We start from the raw sequence: 17,620 nt of genomic DNA, 5'->3' as shown, positions 1-17,620 counted from the left end.
TAAGAAAAAGTATTATATGGGTTTACAAACTCCGTTTTCCACTTCATTTTTACTTCCTGATGGTCGTGAAGTAACACTTGAGACTGGTAAATTAGGCACGCAGGCAGATGGTTCTGCAGTTGTTCGACTTGGCGATACAATGCTATTCGCCAGTGTGGTATCTGCTAAAGAAGCCAAACCAGGACAAAATTTCTTCCCCCTATCGGTAGATTATCAAGAAAAATTTGCTGCGGCTGGAAAAATTCCGGGCAATTTTTTTAGAAGAGAATCTAAATTGTCAGATTATGAGGTGTTGATATCAAGATTAGTGGATAGACCGATTCGACCTTTGTTTCCTGACCATTATCTGAATGAAACTCAAATCGTTATTTATTTATATTCCGGTGATGCTGAGACCATGCCGGATACTTTGGCAGCTTTAGCAGCATCTACAGCTTTAAGTTGTTCTAATATATTTTGGGAAGGTCCAATCTCTGAAGTCAGAGTTGCAAAAATAAATGGTGTTTTCAAGGTTAATCCAAACCGCTCTGAATTAGCAACTGCTGAGTTGAATATTATTGTCGCAGCTACCATGAAAAATTTAATGATGGTGGAAGGGGAAGGAGCTGAATGTTCTGAAGCGGATATGATCGAAGCCATTAAAATTGGTCATGAAGCTATAAAGGTGCAGTGTCAGGCACAATTAGATTTAGCGGCACAATTAGGCCCGAATGTACTGACAAAAAGAGTAATTACACCAGTTGAAGTTGATGAAGAATTAAAAGCTTTCGTTGCGAATTTTTGCACAGAAAGAATCAATCAAATAGCAAATCAATCTTTGGACAAGCATTCTCGAAAAGATGCTTTCGAATTAATTAATAAAGACTGTCAGGCTGCATTATTGGCTGAAAAAGGGGAAGAATATTTTGCTGAAAAAGGTAGTTCTGTAGCAACATATTTTGACAAATTAAAGAAATCATTGATTCGTCAAATGATGGTTAATACAGGTCATCGTCTTGATGGAAGGGCAACAACTGAAGTTAGACCTATCTGGACAGAAATTGATTATTTGCCAGCCACGCATGGATCTGCGATTTTCAATAGGGGTGAAACACAATCATTGACTTCAGTTACTTTAGGTACTAAAGATAATGAGATGATGATAGACAATGCCCTCGAGTTTTATAACGAGAAGTTTATTTTACATTATAATTTCCCGCCATTCTCTGTAGGTGAAGCAAAACCCATGAGAGGTCCGGGTCGTAGAGAAATTGGTCATGCTAATTTAGCAGGTCGCTCTATCAAAAAAATCATGCCAGTTAATTTTCCATACACAGTAAGAATTGTATCTGATATTCTAGAATCTAATGGTTCTTCGTCTATGGCTACGGTTTGTGCAGCCTCATTAGCACTCATGGATGCAGGTATTCCGATTAAGGCTGCTGCTTCAGGAATTGCGATGGGATTGATTGCTGAAGGTGGCAAAACAGCCATATTATCTGATATTCTAGGTGATGAAGACGCTTTGGGGGATATGGACTTCAAGATCACAGGTACGCGAAATGGTATTTGTGGTACACAAATGGATATGAAAATTGATGGTCTTTCTTATGAATTATTGGAACAAGCTTTCGAACAAGCTCGTTTGGGTAGAATTCATATTTTGGATCGTATGGATGCTACAATTAACACGGCAAGACCTGACTTTAAACCACATGCACCTAGAATAGTAGAAGTTATTATTGAAAAGAGTTTTATTGGTGCGATTATTGGTCCTGGTGGAAAAATCATCCAGGAAATGCAAGCGAAAACTGGAACCAAAATCAATATCGAAGAAGTTGGCGATAAAGGTGTAATCAACATTGCTAGTAATAATAAAGAAGCAATCGATGCTGCCGTGGCAATGATCAGCGCTATAGCATTTACGCCACAAGTTGGTGATGTTTATGATGCGAAAGTAGTTTCTATTTTTCCATATGGAGTTTTCGTAGATTTTATGGGCAAGAGTGGTTTGCTTCACGTAAGTGAAATTTCCAACACCAGAATAGAAAATATCGAAGACGTACTCAAGATTGGTGATATGGTCAAGGTAAAATTGATAGGTACCGATCCGAAAACGGGTAAATTTAGATTGTCCAGAAAGGTATTGTTGGATAAATAGATTTCACTTATCTGCTTACATTTCCAGGTATTGATCTAATTAGGTCTATTCTGAACTTTTTGATATCGTTCAGCATTATATTAGCACGTAAATCCAATTGTCGTGCGCCAGCTCAAAATCTCACAAAAAATAACGAATCGCGAAAGTGAAGCCTTGGAGCGTTATTTGTCTGATGTATCTCGTGAGCCCACCATAACTGCAGATGAAGAAGTTGCATTAGCCAAACAAATAAAACTAGGAAGTACAGTAGCTTTTGATCGCTTAGTTAAAGCGAATCTACGCTTTGTAGTTTCTGTTGCCAAACAATATCAGAACAATGGATTGACCTTGAATGACTTAATCAATGAAGGGAATATAGGCTTGCTGAAAGCCGCCAAAAGATTTGATGAGACTAAAGGATTTAAATTTATAACCTATGCTGTGTGGTGGATTCGACAATCCATTTTGCAAGCTGTTGTAGAAAATAGTAGGATGATTCGCCTTCCTCATAATAAGAGTCAATTAATCAAACAAATCAACCACGCCTTTCAAACTTTTCTTCAGGAAAATGACCGCGAGCCTACTAATGAAGAGTTGGCTGAATTATTCAATGTTGATGTTGATACTATAGCTTATGTGATTCAATCGGGATTGAGACATACCTCTTTGGATGAACCTATAGGGGATGAAGGAAATAGCGGTGTTGCCATTGATTTGATCGTAGATGAACACCAGCAAAGCCCTGATTTTCATCTCATGGATGAATCTCTGAAAAACGAGTTCAAAATCATCATGCGATCGCTAGCACCAAGAGAACGGGAAGTGATTTCAAAGTTGTATGGGATTAATGGGGAAGTGCCCAAGTCACTTGAAGAGGTAGCCTATGATTATTCTCTTTCCATAGAACGAACAAGACAGATTAGAGATTTAGCGATTAGAAGACTAAGACAAGCATTTAAGCGTTCTGATTTCAAACCAGACTATTAAATACAGTTAATATTTTAGATCATTGCCCAGTATGGGCAACCTTTTTTTGACGAATATTATTCGTCGTAAAATAAAATCTAATTTATTTTTGACGGAATTTTTGGTTCTTTTCAAAAATTATGAAAAAAATAATCTGTACATTATTTGAAATAAAGAGTTGAAAAATCTATACATTATATTTATTTTTAATGATTATAAATAACTTACATATCTTAGCCCTATGACAATGAGAAATTGTATTAGACTAATCGTCTATAGAATCCACGAAAAAGGCTTAGAAGTGTTCTTGCTTAAGCCTCAACAATCTAATGATAAATGGAGTTTGGTTGAATCTACAGTTCCGGTTGATCTGAGTATTCTGGAACTCTTGGATCAGGGAATTGAAATGGATATTCAGGATGCGGACGGCAGATATGTCCAGACCATAGCTATTGATGGAGATCGCCATGATATTCCTAGAATTCGGACCTTGATTCGTCAGGATGTAGGCATCGTTAAAGAAAAAATAAAACACTTAATTCCTGAAATAGCGGATGGAAGTTATGTAGCAGTAAAAGAGGCATTTAAAAAATTACTTCCACATGAATATGCTGCATTAAAAGAGTTGAAAGATATCGTCTTGGATAGAAACCTATTACAGAATATTTGATTGGATATTTGATTAAACTATGAATGCTCCTGAATCCTATTGCTTAGGTCACACACAATTTAAATTTAAGAATCAACAATCATTTTATCAAGGTAAAGTCAGGGATCGGTATGATTTAAATGATAAAATCATCATGATTACTTCTGATCGTATTTCGGCATTCGACGTAATACTTCCCAGACCCATCCCTTATAAAGGACAAGTGCTCAATCAGATAGCAGCACATTGCCTGAATGCAGTTCGGGACATATGTCCTGTGTGGTTAGAATCTTCACCGGATCCCAATGTGGCGATTGGAAAAAAATGTACGCCCATACCACTTGAAATTGTAGTTCGCGGTTATTTATCAGGTCATGCCTGGAGAACTTACAAATCGGGAAAACGAAGCTTGTGTGGTATAGAAATGCCATCCGGCTTAAGTGAGAGTGATCCTTTTCCAAAGCCTATTATTACCCCTACAACAAAGGCTGATGCCGGCCACGATCAGGACATCTCTTATGAAGAAATACTGGCCTCTCAATCTATAGAAAAAAGCGTTTTAGATCAGTTGTATGATTACGCATATAAACTCTTTCAACGAGGAAGCGATATGGCCGATGCCCATGGATTGATTTTGGTCGACACCAAATACGAATTTGGAATGATAGATGGAGTTATTTATTTAATGGACGAAATTCATACACCAGATAGTTCCCGTTATTTTATAAAAGAAGGTTATCAATCCCGACAAGATACCCATCAATCCCAAATTCAATTATCCAAAGAATTCGTCCGTGAATGGTTAATGAAACATGGATTTCAAGGCTTGGAAGATCAGATCATGCCAGAAATGCCCGATGCCTTCGTGTGGGAAATCAGCAATCGCTATATCCAGTTATATGAAAAAATCACTGGATTGGAATTTGTGAAACACCATGACATGGATGTAGCATCGAGAATTAAAAAGAATTTAGCGGAATACTTGATATGAACCTGAAACTCTAGAAAATTTCTGCCAGTTAATCACAAATTACTTGATTAAGGAATAGGAATTTAAGCAAGCTCCATCGCATATACATTAATCTTCCGCCCTGCCTCCAGATTGTCTTAGTTGGTATCAAACCTACCCAATGGCCGTAGATACGTGTGGGATACTTGTGCCTAACGTCATGGAAGGGAATTGTTATAATCTGCGGAATCCAAAATTTTTTATAATTCGCGATACGGATGCATAAAGTGTAATGGACGAATGTGAAGAGTAAAAATATTGGATTTTTGAGATTGATCTCCATTATTAAATATATTTATTAGGATTAATTATTTAAACCCAGAATTGTCAATAGGATTAATTTCTAATGACGGCCATTAGGAATATTGATAAATATATGATTGAATATCAATAACATATATAATAATTTGATTAATAAAAAAGTGTTAATTTGCGGTAAGAAAAAGTTACATTAAAACATGGATTTAAAAATTGATTTTACAGATAAAGAAATCAGCCCATGGTCTGGAGTATATCTACTAAAAAAGATGCTAGATAGAATGGAATTTGATGAGATCTTAAGTGCATTGAATTTACCAGAAACTGGATCAAATAGAGGGTATCACCCCCATCAATTAATCAAGCAATTTATTACAAGTGTTTGGTGTGGTGCAAATAAATTTGAGCATACAGAAGTCACACGTCAGGATGAAGTAATAAGGCAATTTTGGGGTTTTGATAAAATGGCTGGCCATAAATCATTTCAGCGATTTTTTTCAAAATTCGATCTGAGTAAAAATCAACAAGTATTTACACCACTTTATCAATGGTTTTTTAATAAATTACAATTTGACAATTTCACACTAGATGTAGACAGTACAATACACACAAGATATGGATCTCAAGAAGGGGCCAAAAAAGGATACAATCCAAAAAAAACCAGGCCGTTTGTCCCACCATCCATTAATGGCTTTTATAGCGGATTGCAAAATGGTAGCCAATTATTGGCAACGCAGCGGAGATGCCTATACTTCAAATAATATAGAATCTTTTTTAGATGATACGTTCGAAAAATTAGGAAAGAAGAAGATCGGATTATTTAGAGCTGACAGCGGCTTTTATGATAAAAAAGTATTTAACTATTTGGAGAAGAAGTCCATCAACTACATTATCGCAGCAAGAATGTATGCTCCTATCCAACATAACATTGCATCACATCATAATTGGTTAAAAATGGCCGATGGATTAGAAATAGCAGATACAAACTACAAGAGTCCAAATTGGCAAGATTCAAAAAGAATGATAATTATTCGACAGTATGTACCCACCAGGCCTAAAGCTACAGGAAGAACCCTAAGTCTATTTAAGGATGAAGGAATTTACAGGAAATATCGATACAGTTGTTTCATTACAAATTTGAATTTACCTGCTGAACAAATTTGGACACTGTATAGACAAAGAGCTGATGCAGAAAATAGAATAAAGGAATTAAAGTATGATTTTGGATCATCAAGTTTTAATGTAAATGGGTTTTACGCAACAGAAGCAGCTTTAAACTTTGTTATGATAGCTTACAATTTTATAAGTTTATTCAGGCAAGTTGTTCTTAATACAAAGGTGCACGAACAGATGAAAACCTTGCGATATAAAATATTTGCAATAGGAGGTTACATAATTCAAAAAGGAAATCAAAGAATTCTTAAACTTTCTTTAGCTATGAAAAGAAGAGAATGGTTTACAGGCCTTTGGATGAATACTAACAACTTAAAAGCTCCTTTCATTTTTGATTCCTAATGACAATTCTGGGTTAAATATAAATTAATTTCGAAAGATATAAATGAATCACATAAATCCCTTTCATCTTACAAATTCCAGTTAAGACCGCTTTTTAATTCGTAACTTCACATATGGATTGATAACTATGAAAGCACATTGGATTTTTTTTGTTATATTTTTAATTTATACTAATTTGCATTGCCAACGGTATGATTTTAATTGGGTATTTGGTTATGCTGGCGGGCAGGGAGACACCCGTTGGGGAACAAGCATCGTAGATTTTAATTCGGGAAACCCAATTGTTACATACCAAGACAAAGGGAGAATGTATATCTATGAAGCCAATGCATCAATTTCAAATAAATCTGGTGAATTACAATACTATACTAATGGATATGATGTTGAAGATGCTAGCTTTAAGAAAATCCAAGGAGCAACAGATTTAGGGATTAGATATTGGGATGGACTTCATGAACCGCAAGGCGTGATGTTTGTAAATAATCCTAATTCAGAATTTAGTGAATATTTATTTTACATTAATATTGTATTGAAGTCTCCTTATTTTTATGTTATGGATTTGAATTACTTACTTATTGATAATATTTCAAAAAAAACCATTAAGAAGGGCAATGTAATCCACGACACATTAAATAGTGGGTGTTTAACTGCATGTAAGCATGCAAATGGCAAGGATTATTGGATAATATTAAATAAGGAAAATACAAATTTATTTTATAAATTTATTTTAACTTCTGAAGGTATAATGTTAAAAGACACACAAAGTGTTGGTCCAAAAATAAAAGAAGGCTATGGGCAAGCTGTGTTTTCTCCTAATGGGGAATATTTTGCTTTGTTAGATGCTATAACATTTTCAGAAGGATTATACATAAATCTTTATAAATTTAATAGATGTAATGGTGAACTTGAATTTTTAAGAAGGGACAATTATCCAACTTCTAGTTTTTCTGGAATTAGCTTTTCACCAAATTCAAGATATTTGTATTATAGCGAACAAAAAAATTTATACCAAATTGATTTACAAAAGCAGGAATCTTTCATTAACTTAAATTTAATAGACACAATTGAAAGCCAAACGCAATGGGGTTCCCAATATAATCTTCATCAGCTAGGTCCAGACGGCAGAATTTATATATCAAATGCGTATAGTAATTTTGTAATGCATGTAATTAATAAACCTGATGAAAGTGGTAAAAATAGTTTGCCACGATCTAATAGTTTTGCTTTAAAAACACTTGGAGGGTATGGCATTCCTAATATGCCAAATTACCGTCTAGGACCGATAGACGGAAGTTTATGTGATACTTTAGGAATTGACAATATCCCATGGGCATGGTGGCGTCATGATCAGGATACCATAGATTATCTGAACTTCGAATTCACAGATCTAAGTGCATATGAAGTAACAGAATGGATTTGGAGCTTTGGAGATGGTATTTCATCTACAATTAAAAGTCCTATGCATAGATATACTAAGAATGGGATATATGAAGTATGCTTAATCGCTAAGAATTTGAATGGAGCGGATACATTGTGTAAAATATTAAAAGTCGGAACAACTTCTTCTAGGGATGAAATGGAAAACATAAAGATTGAAATTTTTCCAAACCCAAGCATGGATTATTTTGCAGTCAATGTAATCGATTATAATCCAGAAAAAATGTATCTCGAACTTGATGATTTAAATGGAACAAAAGTATTGTCACAAAGAATATATGAGGGTAGTAATGGGCTTGAAATTAAATTTCTTCCAAAAGGACTTTATTTTATAAGAATTATGGAACAAGGACATATTATTAAGAGTGAGAAGTTGGTGAAGATGTAGAACCCATCCCCGACCCTTCCCTTGGAAAGGGAAGGGAGTACTTCAGTACTAAAGTTACATTTTTTTAACTCATGATAGCAGAATAAAGGCTAAGGATATTATTCATTTAATAAAAGAATGAAAACAATGTTAATACTAACGTGAGCGGGTCCTCCCTTTTCAAGCTTGTTTAACTCAAAAAGGTGGGGCAGGATTTAGGTGGGTTATATTAGTACACTTTAATTGTTCAATCAGCTAACAAAGGGAGGGGAGTGCCTCAGTACTAAATTTTTATTTTTTCAACTCATGATAGCAGAATAAAAGCTAAGTCTATTATGCACTTATTAAAAGGATGAAAATAATTTTATATTAACGTGAGTGGGTCCTCCCTTTTCAAGGGAGGATTTAGGTGGGTTTTCTTTTCAACTAATAAATCTCGTTTATTCCCCAATCAACGAAATCCACCAATCAGCTTAATCTGTGGTCCCACAATGATTTTCTTAATGCTCCAATAAATTCTTGTCCTTGATGGATTCGGTGGCTTCTTTTGAAATGGCAGATTTAAGTAATTTCATGAATGATTTAGAATCGATTTGAAGTTCTACAGCAAGTTCTTCTACTTTAGTAATTCTACCGATGATACCTGATCCGGTTACTACTTGATCCCCTTTTTTTAAATTGTTTTGAAAGTTGGTTTGTTCCTTTTGTTTTTTGATTTGGGGTCTCAGAAAAAACAAATACATGATTCCGAAAATCAGTATCCAAGGGAGCAATTGCATGACTATATTCATAATATTTCTTTTTGAGTCTAGTGACTGTTTGATTTTAAATTGGGCTCAAAAATAGAACAAATCTAGGATAAAAACTTATTTCTTTCTTTTTTGAACATATCCATATATCTCCAATATGGTTTCAGTTGGAACTGTGTTGGCGACTATGGTTATGGGCTTTCTTTGTTCTCCCAGTTTCTCATGGGAATCAAATAGGATATTGATGATGCCTTTTTCTCCGGGTGAAATAAAGCCCTTAGGCCATGAAGGAAAGGTGCAGCCACAGGTAGAATGTACTTGATTGATAAGTAATCTTGTGGTTCCGGTATTGGTAAAATGGAAGTTATAGCTCACGGTATCACCTTCATAGATAGCACCAAAATGATAACTAAGCGTATCGAAGCTTATTTTAGCTTGAAGGCTTGTGTCATTCGGATGTTCTGCTGTTGCAGAGATGCGAATGGCGTCCATATATGGATTATCTTTGGGCTTTATAGGTTCTTCCTTTTTTGTATTGCAATTGGAGAGGACTAATAATAGAAAAAGATATCGGAGCTGTAACATATACCAAAATTATAACAATATTTCGACTTCATGCTGCCATCATATAAACTCTTAAACCATGTATTTATTATAGGAATGCCGGGCTCTGGAAAATCTACCCTGGCAAATCAGCTTTCATCAAGCTTTGGTCTTCCCATTATAGATATCGATGCGCTTATCGTTCAGGAAGAATCCCAATCCATTACTGAGCTTTGGAAAAATCAAGGAGCATTCTATTTTAGGCTTAAAGAGCGAATGGCATTGTTAAATGTACTTGCATCTGAACCCAAGATAGTAGCCACAGGAGGAGGCTTGCCATGCCATTTCAATAATTCCTTTTTAATAAGTAATTGTTTTTCAGTTTTATTGAGTGTGGAGGTGAATGAATTGGTACATAGGAATACCAAAACGAAAAATCCCTTATTCACAACGGAGCCGATGGAAGGACAAATATCAACTTTACTCAACAGACGGATGGTGTATTATGAAAGAGCTAATCACGTTTTGGTGGCAGAAGATAATTTGGATGTCCTCGCGAACAATTTTCTGAATTTATTATTAATAGATGGTATTCTACAATCAAACGTTTAATTTAAGTCTTTATGCATATTCATCATTGTGTTATCATCGGTTCTGGACCTGCGGGCTATACTGCAGCTATTTATGCTGCCAGAGCTAATATGAAGCCCTTATTGTTTACTGGAAGTGACCCAGGTGGTCAATTAATGATTACCACAGAAGTAGAGAATTACCCTGGATATCCCAATGGAGTTCAAGGACCTCAAATGATGGATGATTTTCTGAATCAGGCTAAAAGATTTGAGACGGAGATTAGAAATGAGATGATCACTGGAGTTGATTTTACCGGTCCTGTACATAAATTATGGACAGAATCAGGTGAAGTAATTCATACGCATACCGTGATTATTTCCTCAGGAGCTAGTGCGAAATGGTTAGGACTCCCAGCTGAAAAAAGACTCATGAATCTGGGTGTATCCGCATGTGCAGTTTGTGACGGATTTTTCTTCCGAGGAAAAGATGTAGCTATTGTTGGAGGAGGTGACACAGCAGCTGAGGAAGCCAGTTATTTGGCAAAATTATGCACTAAAGTTCATCTTTTAGTGCGCAAGGATCAAATGCGGGCTTCCAAAATTATGCAAGAAAGGGTGCTGAATAATCCAGTTATAGAGGTGCATTGGAATTCAGAAACCATAGATATCATTGGCGAGGATGCTGTAAAGCAAGTTTTGATTTCTAACGTAAAGACAGGTGAACAAACCACTCTGAATGTAGAGGCTTTTTTTGTTGCCATCGGTCACAAACCAAATTCTGATCCTTTCGTGGGATGGCTTGACTTAGATGATCAGGCATACATAAAAACTATACCAGGGACCACAAGGACTAATAGAGAGGGCGTTTTTGCTTCCGGTGATGTACAAGACAGAACGTATCGTCAAGCGGTTACAGCTGCAGGTTCTGGTTGTATGGCAGCATTAGATGCCGAACGATATCTAACGGATAAAGGAATCATCTAAAAAGAAACAATTCCTGTGTTTCTTTCTTGGTATTTGGATTTTTTATCATGGATTTGAGTTAAAACATATAAACCTATTTTTTTAAAATTGAACCCCATGAAAAAAATACCAATATTGAGAATTCTTGTTTTTTTAATAGTAAATTTTTGTGCACTTGGCTTAGGTGGAATGTTTACCGGAAGTGGTGTGGTTTCTGATTGGTATCAACAATTAAATCAAGCACCATGGACGCCGCCAGGTTGGGTCTTCGGGGTAGCGTGGACTTCGATCATGATTTGTTTTTCATTTTATATGGCTTTGCTTTGGGATGATTTAGCTAATCGTAAGATAAATATGGGTCTGTATTTAGCGCAATGGGTTTTGAATGTAATCTGGAATCCTATATTTTTTTATTATCATTTTACAGTTTTTGCACTGTTCATTATTTTGCTACTAACATTATTAATTGCTTTGATTTTGTACAAAAACATGGCTTTTATGAAATTGAAATCGATTTTAATCATGCCCTATTTAATTTGGTTGATTATTGCTACTTCATTGAATGCATATATTGTGTTCAATAATTGATGGCAAGATATATTTTTAATAAAGAGAATATTTATTTTAAGTATTTATATTTTTTAAACTTAAATATAACTATTCAAATACTAGTCCTGTAGGGACGATCAATGTTGCCGCGACGGATAAAATCCGTCGTATAAAGAAAATGCAATCAGTTTTTGGCGACATTTTTGCCTGATCTTTGCAAAAATGATGACAAAAACATACCGTAATTATTGTGATCTGAAAAGTTATATAAATTTTATAAAATATAAAAAAATAAAAATGAAATTTGAATCAATTGTAATGATATTCACCTTTAATGTATTAATGATGATGGGCCTTAGTGCTCAGTTAAATAAAGTTTCATATTCGGATTCTAAACAAAAATTAAATGGTTTGTCCGGAGTCCCAAAAAGTAATGGCAAGTCAAAGTCAGGAGTACTGATATTACCAGCCTGGATGGGAATTGATGATCATGCTCGTGATGTTGCCAAGCAATTATCGGATTTAGGATATTACACTTTTGTTGCAGATATTTATGGAGAGGGAAACTATCCGCAGAATCAAAAAGAAGCTGGCGAACGTGCTGGTTATTATAAAAATAATGTAGATGCATATATTAACAGAATACAGTTGGCTTTAGATCAATTGGTAAAATCTGGTGCGGATGCTTTTCAAATTGTTATAATAGGTTATTGCTTTGGAGGAACCGGAGCATTAAATGCCGCGCGAGAGAATCTAAAGGTAAAAGGTGTGGTAAGTTTTCATGGAGGACTTGGTAGAGATTTATCAAGAGTTGTGCATCCAATAAAACCAAAAGTATTGGTATGTCATGGTGCAAATGATTCCTTTGTCCCCGATGAACAAATTAAACAGTTTCAAAATGAAATGAAACAAGCAAATGCGGACTGGCAAATGATTTATTACGCAGATGCCGTTCATGCATTCACAGATCCTACCGCTGGAAGTGATCCATCGAAGGGTGTTGCTTATAATGAAAAAGCGGACAAAAGAAGTTGGAAGTTAATGTTACAATTTCTTGCTGAACTCTTCAATAAGTAGGTATCCATTTACATTTAACATCGTATAATTATTCCGTAAGTGAATATCTGAGAATGATCCCATCAGTTTAGCTCAGTGCAATTCAGTGTAATTTTCTCAGTGCAACTCTGTGTGATATTTTCTCAGCGCAACTCAGTGTAAAATTTCCTCAGTGTAACTCTGTGTGATATTTTCTCAGTGTAACTCTGTGTAATATATTCTCAGTATAACTCTGTGTAAAATTTCCCCAGTGTAACTCTGTGTTATATTTCCTCAGTGTTTCACTCTGTGATATTTCCTCAGTAACCTGTGTAATATTTTATCAGCGTAACGCTGTGTAATATTCCTATTAAAACGAATTGCCTAAAGTCACCTTAATAATGAATCATAACAGGCAATCTCATTTGAAGACCCTTATAGGATTTAATATCCTGCATCGATTTATAGTATGGATAATAACTTCCAAGTTGCTCTTTAATAATTGAATTACTAATGGAAGATTGAATTTCATCTTCATCTCCTTTAAATTTTTGTAAAATCTTTTGTATACCTTCCAACTGACTTGGAAATTCAGTAGTGCGATATTTATCTAATGATGCTAATCTAGCAGCGCATGCAATAGCATCTTCTAATTCTCCAATTTCATTGACCAAGCCCAATTCCTTGGCTTTGATACCATTCCATATTCGGCCTCTTGCTATTTTATGCACATCTTCTTTAGACATGTTACGACCAGATGAAACTACCTTAAGAAAAGCATCATAAGTATGATCTACATTTTCCTGTAGTACTCTGGCTTCTTCTGCTCCCCAATCTGTAGCAACGCTGAACATAGTGGATTTAGGCCCCGTGCCGACGGTATCGAAATCGATCCCAAATTTATCTTCTAATAGATTATTGAAATTGGGAATCATTGCAAATACACCAATAGAACCAGTCAATGTATGTTGACTCGCGAAAATAGAATCAGCATGGCAGGAAATATAATATCCTCCTGATGCTGCATAATCTCCCATACTGACAACAACGGGTTTGCCTTCAGCTTTAGCAAGATCTAATTCTTTTAGGATATCATCTGACATAAGTGCACTTCCTCCCGGAGAATTCACCCGAAGAACGATAGCTTTAATACTTTTATTCGCTCTGATATCACGAATGATTTTCAAATATTTTCTTCCAATGACACCTTCTTCGCCTTGTCCATCAGTGATATTTCCTTCAGCATAAATAACGGCAACTTTATTCTTAGCCGTATAATCTTTTTTCGGTCCACCTGTAGTGGAATAATAATCTTCTGGAGTTATATAATTAATTTTATCATCATTATTAAGACCCATTTTGTTCGACATATAGTTGATAACATCAATTTCATAAGCAAGGGAGTCGACCAACTTGTTGTCATAAGCTTTTTGGGGTGAATAAGATAGAAATTGGTTGAAATTATTTTTCAATACCTGATAATCTATATGCCTGCTTATGGCCACTTGTTGAGTATATAAATCGAATTGTTCATTTAAATATTCAGATAACTGCAATCTGTTTTCAGGACTCATTTTATTTAATCTAAATGGTTCTGTAGCTGATTTGAATTCACCTGCATAGTAGATATTGAATTTTACACCAATCTTATCCAACATATCTTTATAAAAAGGGATGGTGGCGCCAAAGCCTTTTAAATCTAAAAATCCTAGTGGATGTAAGTAAATTTTATCTGCAGTAGAAAGTAGGAAATAATTTTTGTGATCTATGTAATTAGAATAGGAAATAATGAATTTGCCGGATTGTTGAAATGCGACTAATGCGTCTCTGATGATTTTAAGTGTGGCATATCCATGGTTATTGATGTTGGACATCAAGTATATGCCTTTGATATTTGGATCCGTTATAGCTTGTCTAATAGTGTGTGCATAATCATGTACGCCTAAAACTTTTTTATCATCAAAGCTAAAACTTTGCATGGGTACATTATTGGTTTGTTCTGGAAGATTAGCCGGAATATTAATTTTTAGAACGGTATTATTAGTAACATGTACGCTCTTGCCCTGATCAAAATTGTTCATGGTCATGGACGAACCAATTAAGATTAATATCAGAATCCCGAAAATAACGGCTAGTAATGTTCCTAGACATGAAGCAAACATGAATTTGAAAAATGTTCTCATGATAATAGCTTGATTTTTAAATTAGAATAATATGCGTTGATGATGTAATCCAGGTTGGAATTTTTGAGTTAAGATTCTTTTGATTTCTTCATAATGCCTTGGATTATTGATGAAATCCAAATGTTCAGCATCAAGTACTAACACAGGAATAATGGTTTGGGTTTTGAAAAAATCAAAATAACTATTCTGGACTGCTTCCAGGTAATTAACATCCATATTCATCTCATATGAACGCCCTCTATCCGTTATATGTTGCTTTAAATTGTCAATGGGTCTGTGTAAATATAAAATTAAATCTGGTCTGGGGATTTGTTGACTTAGTGTATTAAATATTTTTTGGAACAGTTTGAATTCTTCAGCTTGTAGATTTTGTCTGGCAAACAACATGCTTTTGATTAATGAGTAATCAGCCAGGGAGAAGTCACTAAATAATTCATTTTGGGTCACTGTAGCTTGCAATTGTTTCTGCCTTTCAGTCAAAAAAAACAATTCAACGGTAAATGCATATCTGGCTGGATCCTTATAGAAGTATTCCAAAAATGGATTTTCAGCAAATTCTTCAAGTATCAAATTACAGGAAAAATCATTAGCAAGCATTTCGCATAAACTTGTTTTGCCGGCTCCTATATTACCTTCAACACAGATATATTTATATGGTATTTTAATCTTCATCGATAATGAATACGTCTAATGGGTCTTGACTTTCGTCATATAATTCTTCAATGGTTTTCTTAAATAGGGGATGTATTTTGTCGCTTGCTATTTCCATGAGTGGAATAAGGGCGAAATTACGCAAATGAAGTCGAGGATGAGGTATTTCGAGATGTGAATTTTTTATTGTTTTTCCTCCCCACATTAATATGTCTATATCGATCAGTCGAGGACCATTGATAATGCTATCTGTACGTCCCAATTGCTTTTCAATTCCCTTTAATTGTTCGAGCATCGTATTAGGCTCCAGGTTACTTGTGATGGCAACGGCTTGATTGATGAATGAATCTTGATCAGTATTTCCCCATGGTTCGGTCTCATAGCGGGATGATTTTCGCAATATTTTACCAATCTTCTGGTCTATCTGTAATAATGCTAAATCTAAATTTTTATGCTTGTCACCTAGATTTGAGCCAATAAGTAAATATATAGTTTCCTGAGCCATGAATGTTAAGGAGTAATGATGAATTTGAAAGTGTTGATGGCACCATCCTGATTGATATACAAATAGTAAACACCCGGTGGGATATGATTTAAATCAATATGAACAGGATCATTTCCCGAATGATTGTCCTTAATAAGATGCCCTTCAGTATTATAAATGTTCCAGTTTAAATGATTCGATTCCCGAATGTTTTGAATGGATAATACTTTTTGAAATAGCTTAATTTTTGGACTTTCATTTTTTGGTGCTTGGTTTGAATTGGGATTTTGATAGGTTAAATCAATGGAAGTAGCGTGTTCTGCACCAGCCAAATCAATCAAAGTAGCAATACTAGCTTTAATCACTGCTGACATAAAGTTTAGGTCAAGGTATTGGATTGAATCCCTTACGGTATGGTAATTCTTATTTCTAAAATTGGCCCCGTCCGTAATCATTAAAGCCGGAATATTCTTATCCCAAAAATTAGCATGATCACTGCGTCTTAAATCAGGGACGATGGTTCCTGTGCCTGGTACTTCCAGGGAAATTACTTTTAGGGAATTAACATGCGTTTGAGCAGCATTTTTAAAACTTGCAATCAGACTACTGGAATTCGTATTTCCAACATTGGTAATAAAATCACCTCTCCGTTGATTGTTAATGACTTCATTGTAAGCATCTGGAAATAATAGATTAAATCCTGCAGGCAAATCTTGAGTATTCGGTTTTTCGGTATAATATCCTATCATTTCAAAATTAATAACTGATTTAATAATATCTGATTTTCCAATTTGGTTATTCAGATAAATATTGGAACCAATGAGTCCGGCTTCTTCAAGATCAAAAAACAAATAGCGGATACTTCTTTTACATTCATAGGTTGAAAGTATTCTCAAAATTTCTAATACCCCGACGACACCTGAACCATTATCATCAGCTCCTGGTGCTTGATTATAGGTATCATAATGAGCATCCACAATATGAATTTGTTCAGGGTTTTGGTAACCCCACTTTGTTGCTTCAAAATTGATGCAAGAATATTGTGGAGTAGAGAATGCCAGTTCATTGGTTTGTAAATAAGCTTTAGATTGTGATTTAATATAGTCTCTGGATTTATTTAAAAAAATGGGGTCTGTTGTAACATTTCTTTTTCCTTGTAGCACATTCAATGTGCTATCTATTCTCTGTACATTGACTTGGTTTAATATATCGGCTATATTTAAAATCTCGCGATCGGATGCAGTTAAGTGGACTATGATTTCACTTGGCAATACATTCGGATCTACAAAATGTATCGTTAATTTTTTATTGTTTCCTATTGAAACTGGAAATCCAATGTCCCCTGTGATCATTTGGATGGGAATCTCAGCATATTTATTGGTGGTCGAGTTTGAGAACACCTTGCACTTAATCTCTAATTGAGCATTGTCAGTGTCTGAAACATCATATTGAACTTCCAATCCATCTCCGGATTTTATAACCAGACATTGGTTTAATTCTGGTAATTGATTTTGTGCGATAATATTCGACCAACAGATCGGTGCAAAGAAAAATAAAATATACTTTTTCAT

Annotated in this window: 17 protein-coding genes; 11 read left to right on the top strand and 6 right to left on the bottom strand. The window is 35.0% G+C overall.

The features are described from left to right. Positions 1-16 precede the first annotated feature (16 nt). From pnp to IPK88_17055, 7 genes are all read left to right on the top strand, one after another. Positions 17-2,140, top strand: coding sequence for a polyribonucleotide nucleotidyltransferase (gene pnp / locus IPK88_17085; GenBank protein ID MBK8245144.1), 2,124 nt, complete (start codon positions 17-19; stop codon positions 2,138-2,140). A gap of 102 nt (positions 2,141-2,242) precedes the next feature. After that, positions 2,243-3,106, top strand: coding sequence for an RNA polymerase sigma factor RpoD/SigA (locus IPK88_17080; protein MBK8245143.1), 864 nt, complete (start codon positions 2,243-2,245; stop codon positions 3,104-3,106). 226 nt (positions 3,107-3,332) lie between these two features. Beyond that, positions 3,333-3,755, top strand: coding sequence for a hypothetical protein (locus IPK88_17075; GenBank protein MBK8245142.1), 423 nt, complete (start codon positions 3,333-3,335; stop codon positions 3,753-3,755). A 19-nt stretch (positions 3,756-3,774) separates the two neighbouring features. Beyond that, entirely contained in the window at positions 3,775-4,725 is a 951-nt protein-coding gene (locus tag IPK88_17070) for a phosphoribosylaminoimidazolesuccinocarboxamide synthase (GenBank protein ID MBK8245141.1), read from the top strand. A 476-nt stretch (positions 4,726-5,201) separates the two neighbouring features. Beyond that, entirely contained in the window at positions 5,202-5,762 is a 561-nt protein-coding gene (locus tag IPK88_17065) for a transposase (protein MBK8245140.1), read from the top strand. Continuing rightward, complete coding sequence (locus IPK88_17060; GenBank protein MBK8245139.1) at positions 5,671-6,516, top strand: transposase; 846 nt, start codon at positions 5,671-5,673, stop codon at positions 6,514-6,516. Before IPK88_17065 ends, IPK88_17060 begins: the two co-directional genes overlap by 92 nt. 127 nt (positions 6,517-6,643) lie before the next feature. Further along, entirely contained in the window at positions 6,644-8,341 is a 1,698-nt protein-coding gene (locus tag IPK88_17055; GenBank protein ID MBK8245138.1) for a T9SS type A sorting domain-containing protein, read from the top strand. A 479-nt stretch (positions 8,342-8,820) separates the two neighbouring features. Here the strand turns inward: IPK88_17055 and yajC are convergent, their stop codons facing one another. Continuing rightward, a complete protein-coding gene (gene yajC / locus IPK88_17050; protein MBK8245137.1) occupies positions 8,821-9,111 on the bottom strand; it encodes a preprotein translocase subunit YajC in 291 nt (96 codons plus the stop codon). Between the two features lie 75 nt (positions 9,112-9,186). After that, positions 9,187-9,654: a DUF1573 domain-containing protein gene (locus IPK88_17045; protein MBK8245136.1), complete on the bottom strand. Its 468-nt coding sequence runs from the start codon at positions 9,652-9,654 to the stop codon at positions 9,187-9,189. 30 nt (positions 9,655-9,684) lie between these two features. Between IPK88_17045 and IPK88_17040 the strand changes: the two genes are divergently transcribed. The 4 genes from IPK88_17040 (at position 9,685) to IPK88_17025 (ending at position 12,773) form a co-directional block, all read left to right on the top strand. Continuing rightward, the gene (locus IPK88_17040) at positions 9,685-10,224 is read left to right on the top strand and encodes a shikimate kinase (protein MBK8245135.1); all 540 of its coding nucleotides are present in this window, start codon (positions 9,685-9,687) and stop codon (positions 10,222-10,224) included. A gap of 11 nt (positions 10,225-10,235) precedes the next feature. Beyond that, the gene (gene trxB / locus IPK88_17035) at positions 10,236-11,168 is read left to right on the top strand and encodes a thioredoxin-disulfide reductase (GenBank protein MBK8245134.1); all 933 of its coding nucleotides are present in this window, start codon (positions 10,236-10,238) and stop codon (positions 11,166-11,168) included. A 96-nt stretch (positions 11,169-11,264) separates the two neighbouring features. Then, entirely contained in the window at positions 11,265-11,735 is a 471-nt protein-coding gene (locus IPK88_17030) for a tryptophan-rich sensory protein (protein ID MBK8245133.1), read from the top strand. A 258-nt stretch (positions 11,736-11,993) separates the two neighbouring features. Beyond that, positions 11,994-12,773, top strand: a complete 780-nt coding sequence (locus IPK88_17025) for a dienelactone hydrolase family protein (protein MBK8245132.1) — start codon at positions 11,994-11,996, stop codon at positions 12,771-12,773. A 353-nt stretch (positions 12,774-13,126) separates the two neighbouring features. Here the strand turns inward: IPK88_17025 and sppA are convergent, their stop codons facing one another. Genes sppA through IPK88_17005 form a run of 4 tightly spaced genes read right to left on the bottom strand, consistent with a single transcriptional unit; the run spans position 13,127 to position 17,620 of the window. Continuing rightward, positions 13,127-14,914 (bottom strand): signal peptide peptidase SppA, encoded by a 1,788-nt coding sequence (sppA, locus tag IPK88_17020; protein ID MBK8245131.1) that lies wholly within the window; start codon positions 14,912-14,914, stop codon positions 13,127-13,129. Between the two features lie 21 nt (positions 14,915-14,935). Next, on the bottom strand, positions 14,936-15,586 hold the full coding sequence (locus IPK88_17015) for a deoxynucleoside kinase (protein ID MBK8245130.1): 651 nt from the start codon (positions 15,584-15,586) through the stop codon (positions 14,936-14,938). Further along, a complete protein-coding gene (gene folK / locus IPK88_17010; GenBank protein ID MBK8245129.1) occupies positions 15,576-16,070 on the bottom strand; it encodes a 2-amino-4-hydroxy-6-hydroxymethyldihydropteridine diphosphokinase in 495 nt (164 codons plus the stop codon). The genes IPK88_17015 and folK overlap by 11 nt, the downstream gene beginning before the upstream one ends. Positions 16,071-16,075: 5 nt before the next feature. After that, positions 16,076-17,620 carry a M28 family peptidase gene (locus IPK88_17005; GenBank protein ID MBK8245128.1) on the bottom strand — a complete coding sequence of 515 codons (1,545 nt, stop codon included), beginning with the start codon at positions 17,618-17,620 and terminating at the stop codon, positions 16,076-16,078.

Source organism: Candidatus Defluviibacterium haderslevense, assembly GCA_016712225.1.
GTDB classification, from domain to species: Bacteria; Bacteroidota; Bacteroidia; order Chitinophagales; family Saprospiraceae; genus Vicinibacter; species Vicinibacter haderslevensis.
The sequence above is the reverse complement of the archived record's forward strand: the minus strand, read 5'-3'. Positions and strand labels throughout refer to the sequence as shown.

Coding starts and splice junctions, on each gene's coding strand:
- IPK88_17025 (MBK8245132.1), top strand. CDS start 11,994: ATGAAATTTGAATCAATTGTAATGATATTCACCTTTAATGTATTAATG.
- IPK88_17040 (MBK8245135.1), top strand. CDS start 9,685: ATGCTGCCATCATATAAACTCTTAAACCATGTATTTATTATAGGAATG.
- IPK88_17015 (MBK8245130.1), bottom strand. CDS start 15,586: ATGAAGATTAAAATACCATATAAATATATCTGTGTTGAAGGTAATATA.
- pnp (MBK8245144.1), top strand. CDS start 17: ATGGGTTTACAAACTCCGTTTTCCACTTCATTTTTACTTCCTGATGGT.
- yajC (MBK8245137.1), bottom strand. CDS start 9,111: ATGAATATAGTCATGCAATTGCTCCCTTGGATACTGATTTTCGGAATC.
- IPK88_17075 (MBK8245142.1), top strand. CDS start 3,333: ATGAGAAATTGTATTAGACTAATCGTCTATAGAATCCACGAAAAAGGC.
- folK (MBK8245129.1), bottom strand. CDS start 16,070: ATGGCTCAGGAAACTATATATTTACTTATTGGCTCAAATCTAGGTGAC.
- trxB (MBK8245134.1), top strand. CDS start 10,236: ATGCATATTCATCATTGTGTTATCATCGGTTCTGGACCTGCGGGCTAT.
- sppA (MBK8245131.1), bottom strand. CDS start 14,914: ATGAGAACATTTTTCAAATTCATGTTTGCTTCATGTCTAGGAACATTA.
- IPK88_17070 (MBK8245141.1), top strand. CDS start 3,775: ATGAATGCTCCTGAATCCTATTGCTTAGGTCACACACAATTTAAATTT.
- IPK88_17055 (MBK8245138.1), top strand. CDS start 6,644: ATGAAAGCACATTGGATTTTTTTTGTTATATTTTTAATTTATACTAAT.
- IPK88_17045 (MBK8245136.1), bottom strand. CDS start 9,654: ATGTTACAGCTCCGATATCTTTTTCTATTATTAGTCCTCTCCAATTGC.
- IPK88_17030 (MBK8245133.1), top strand. CDS start 11,265: ATGAAAAAAATACCAATATTGAGAATTCTTGTTTTTTTAATAGTAAAT.
- IPK88_17005 (MBK8245128.1), bottom strand. CDS start 17,620: ATGAAAAAGTATATTTTATTTTTCTTTGCACCGATCTGTTGGTCGAAT.
- IPK88_17065 (MBK8245140.1), top strand. CDS start 5,202: ATGGATTTAAAAATTGATTTTACAGATAAAGAAATCAGCCCATGGTCT.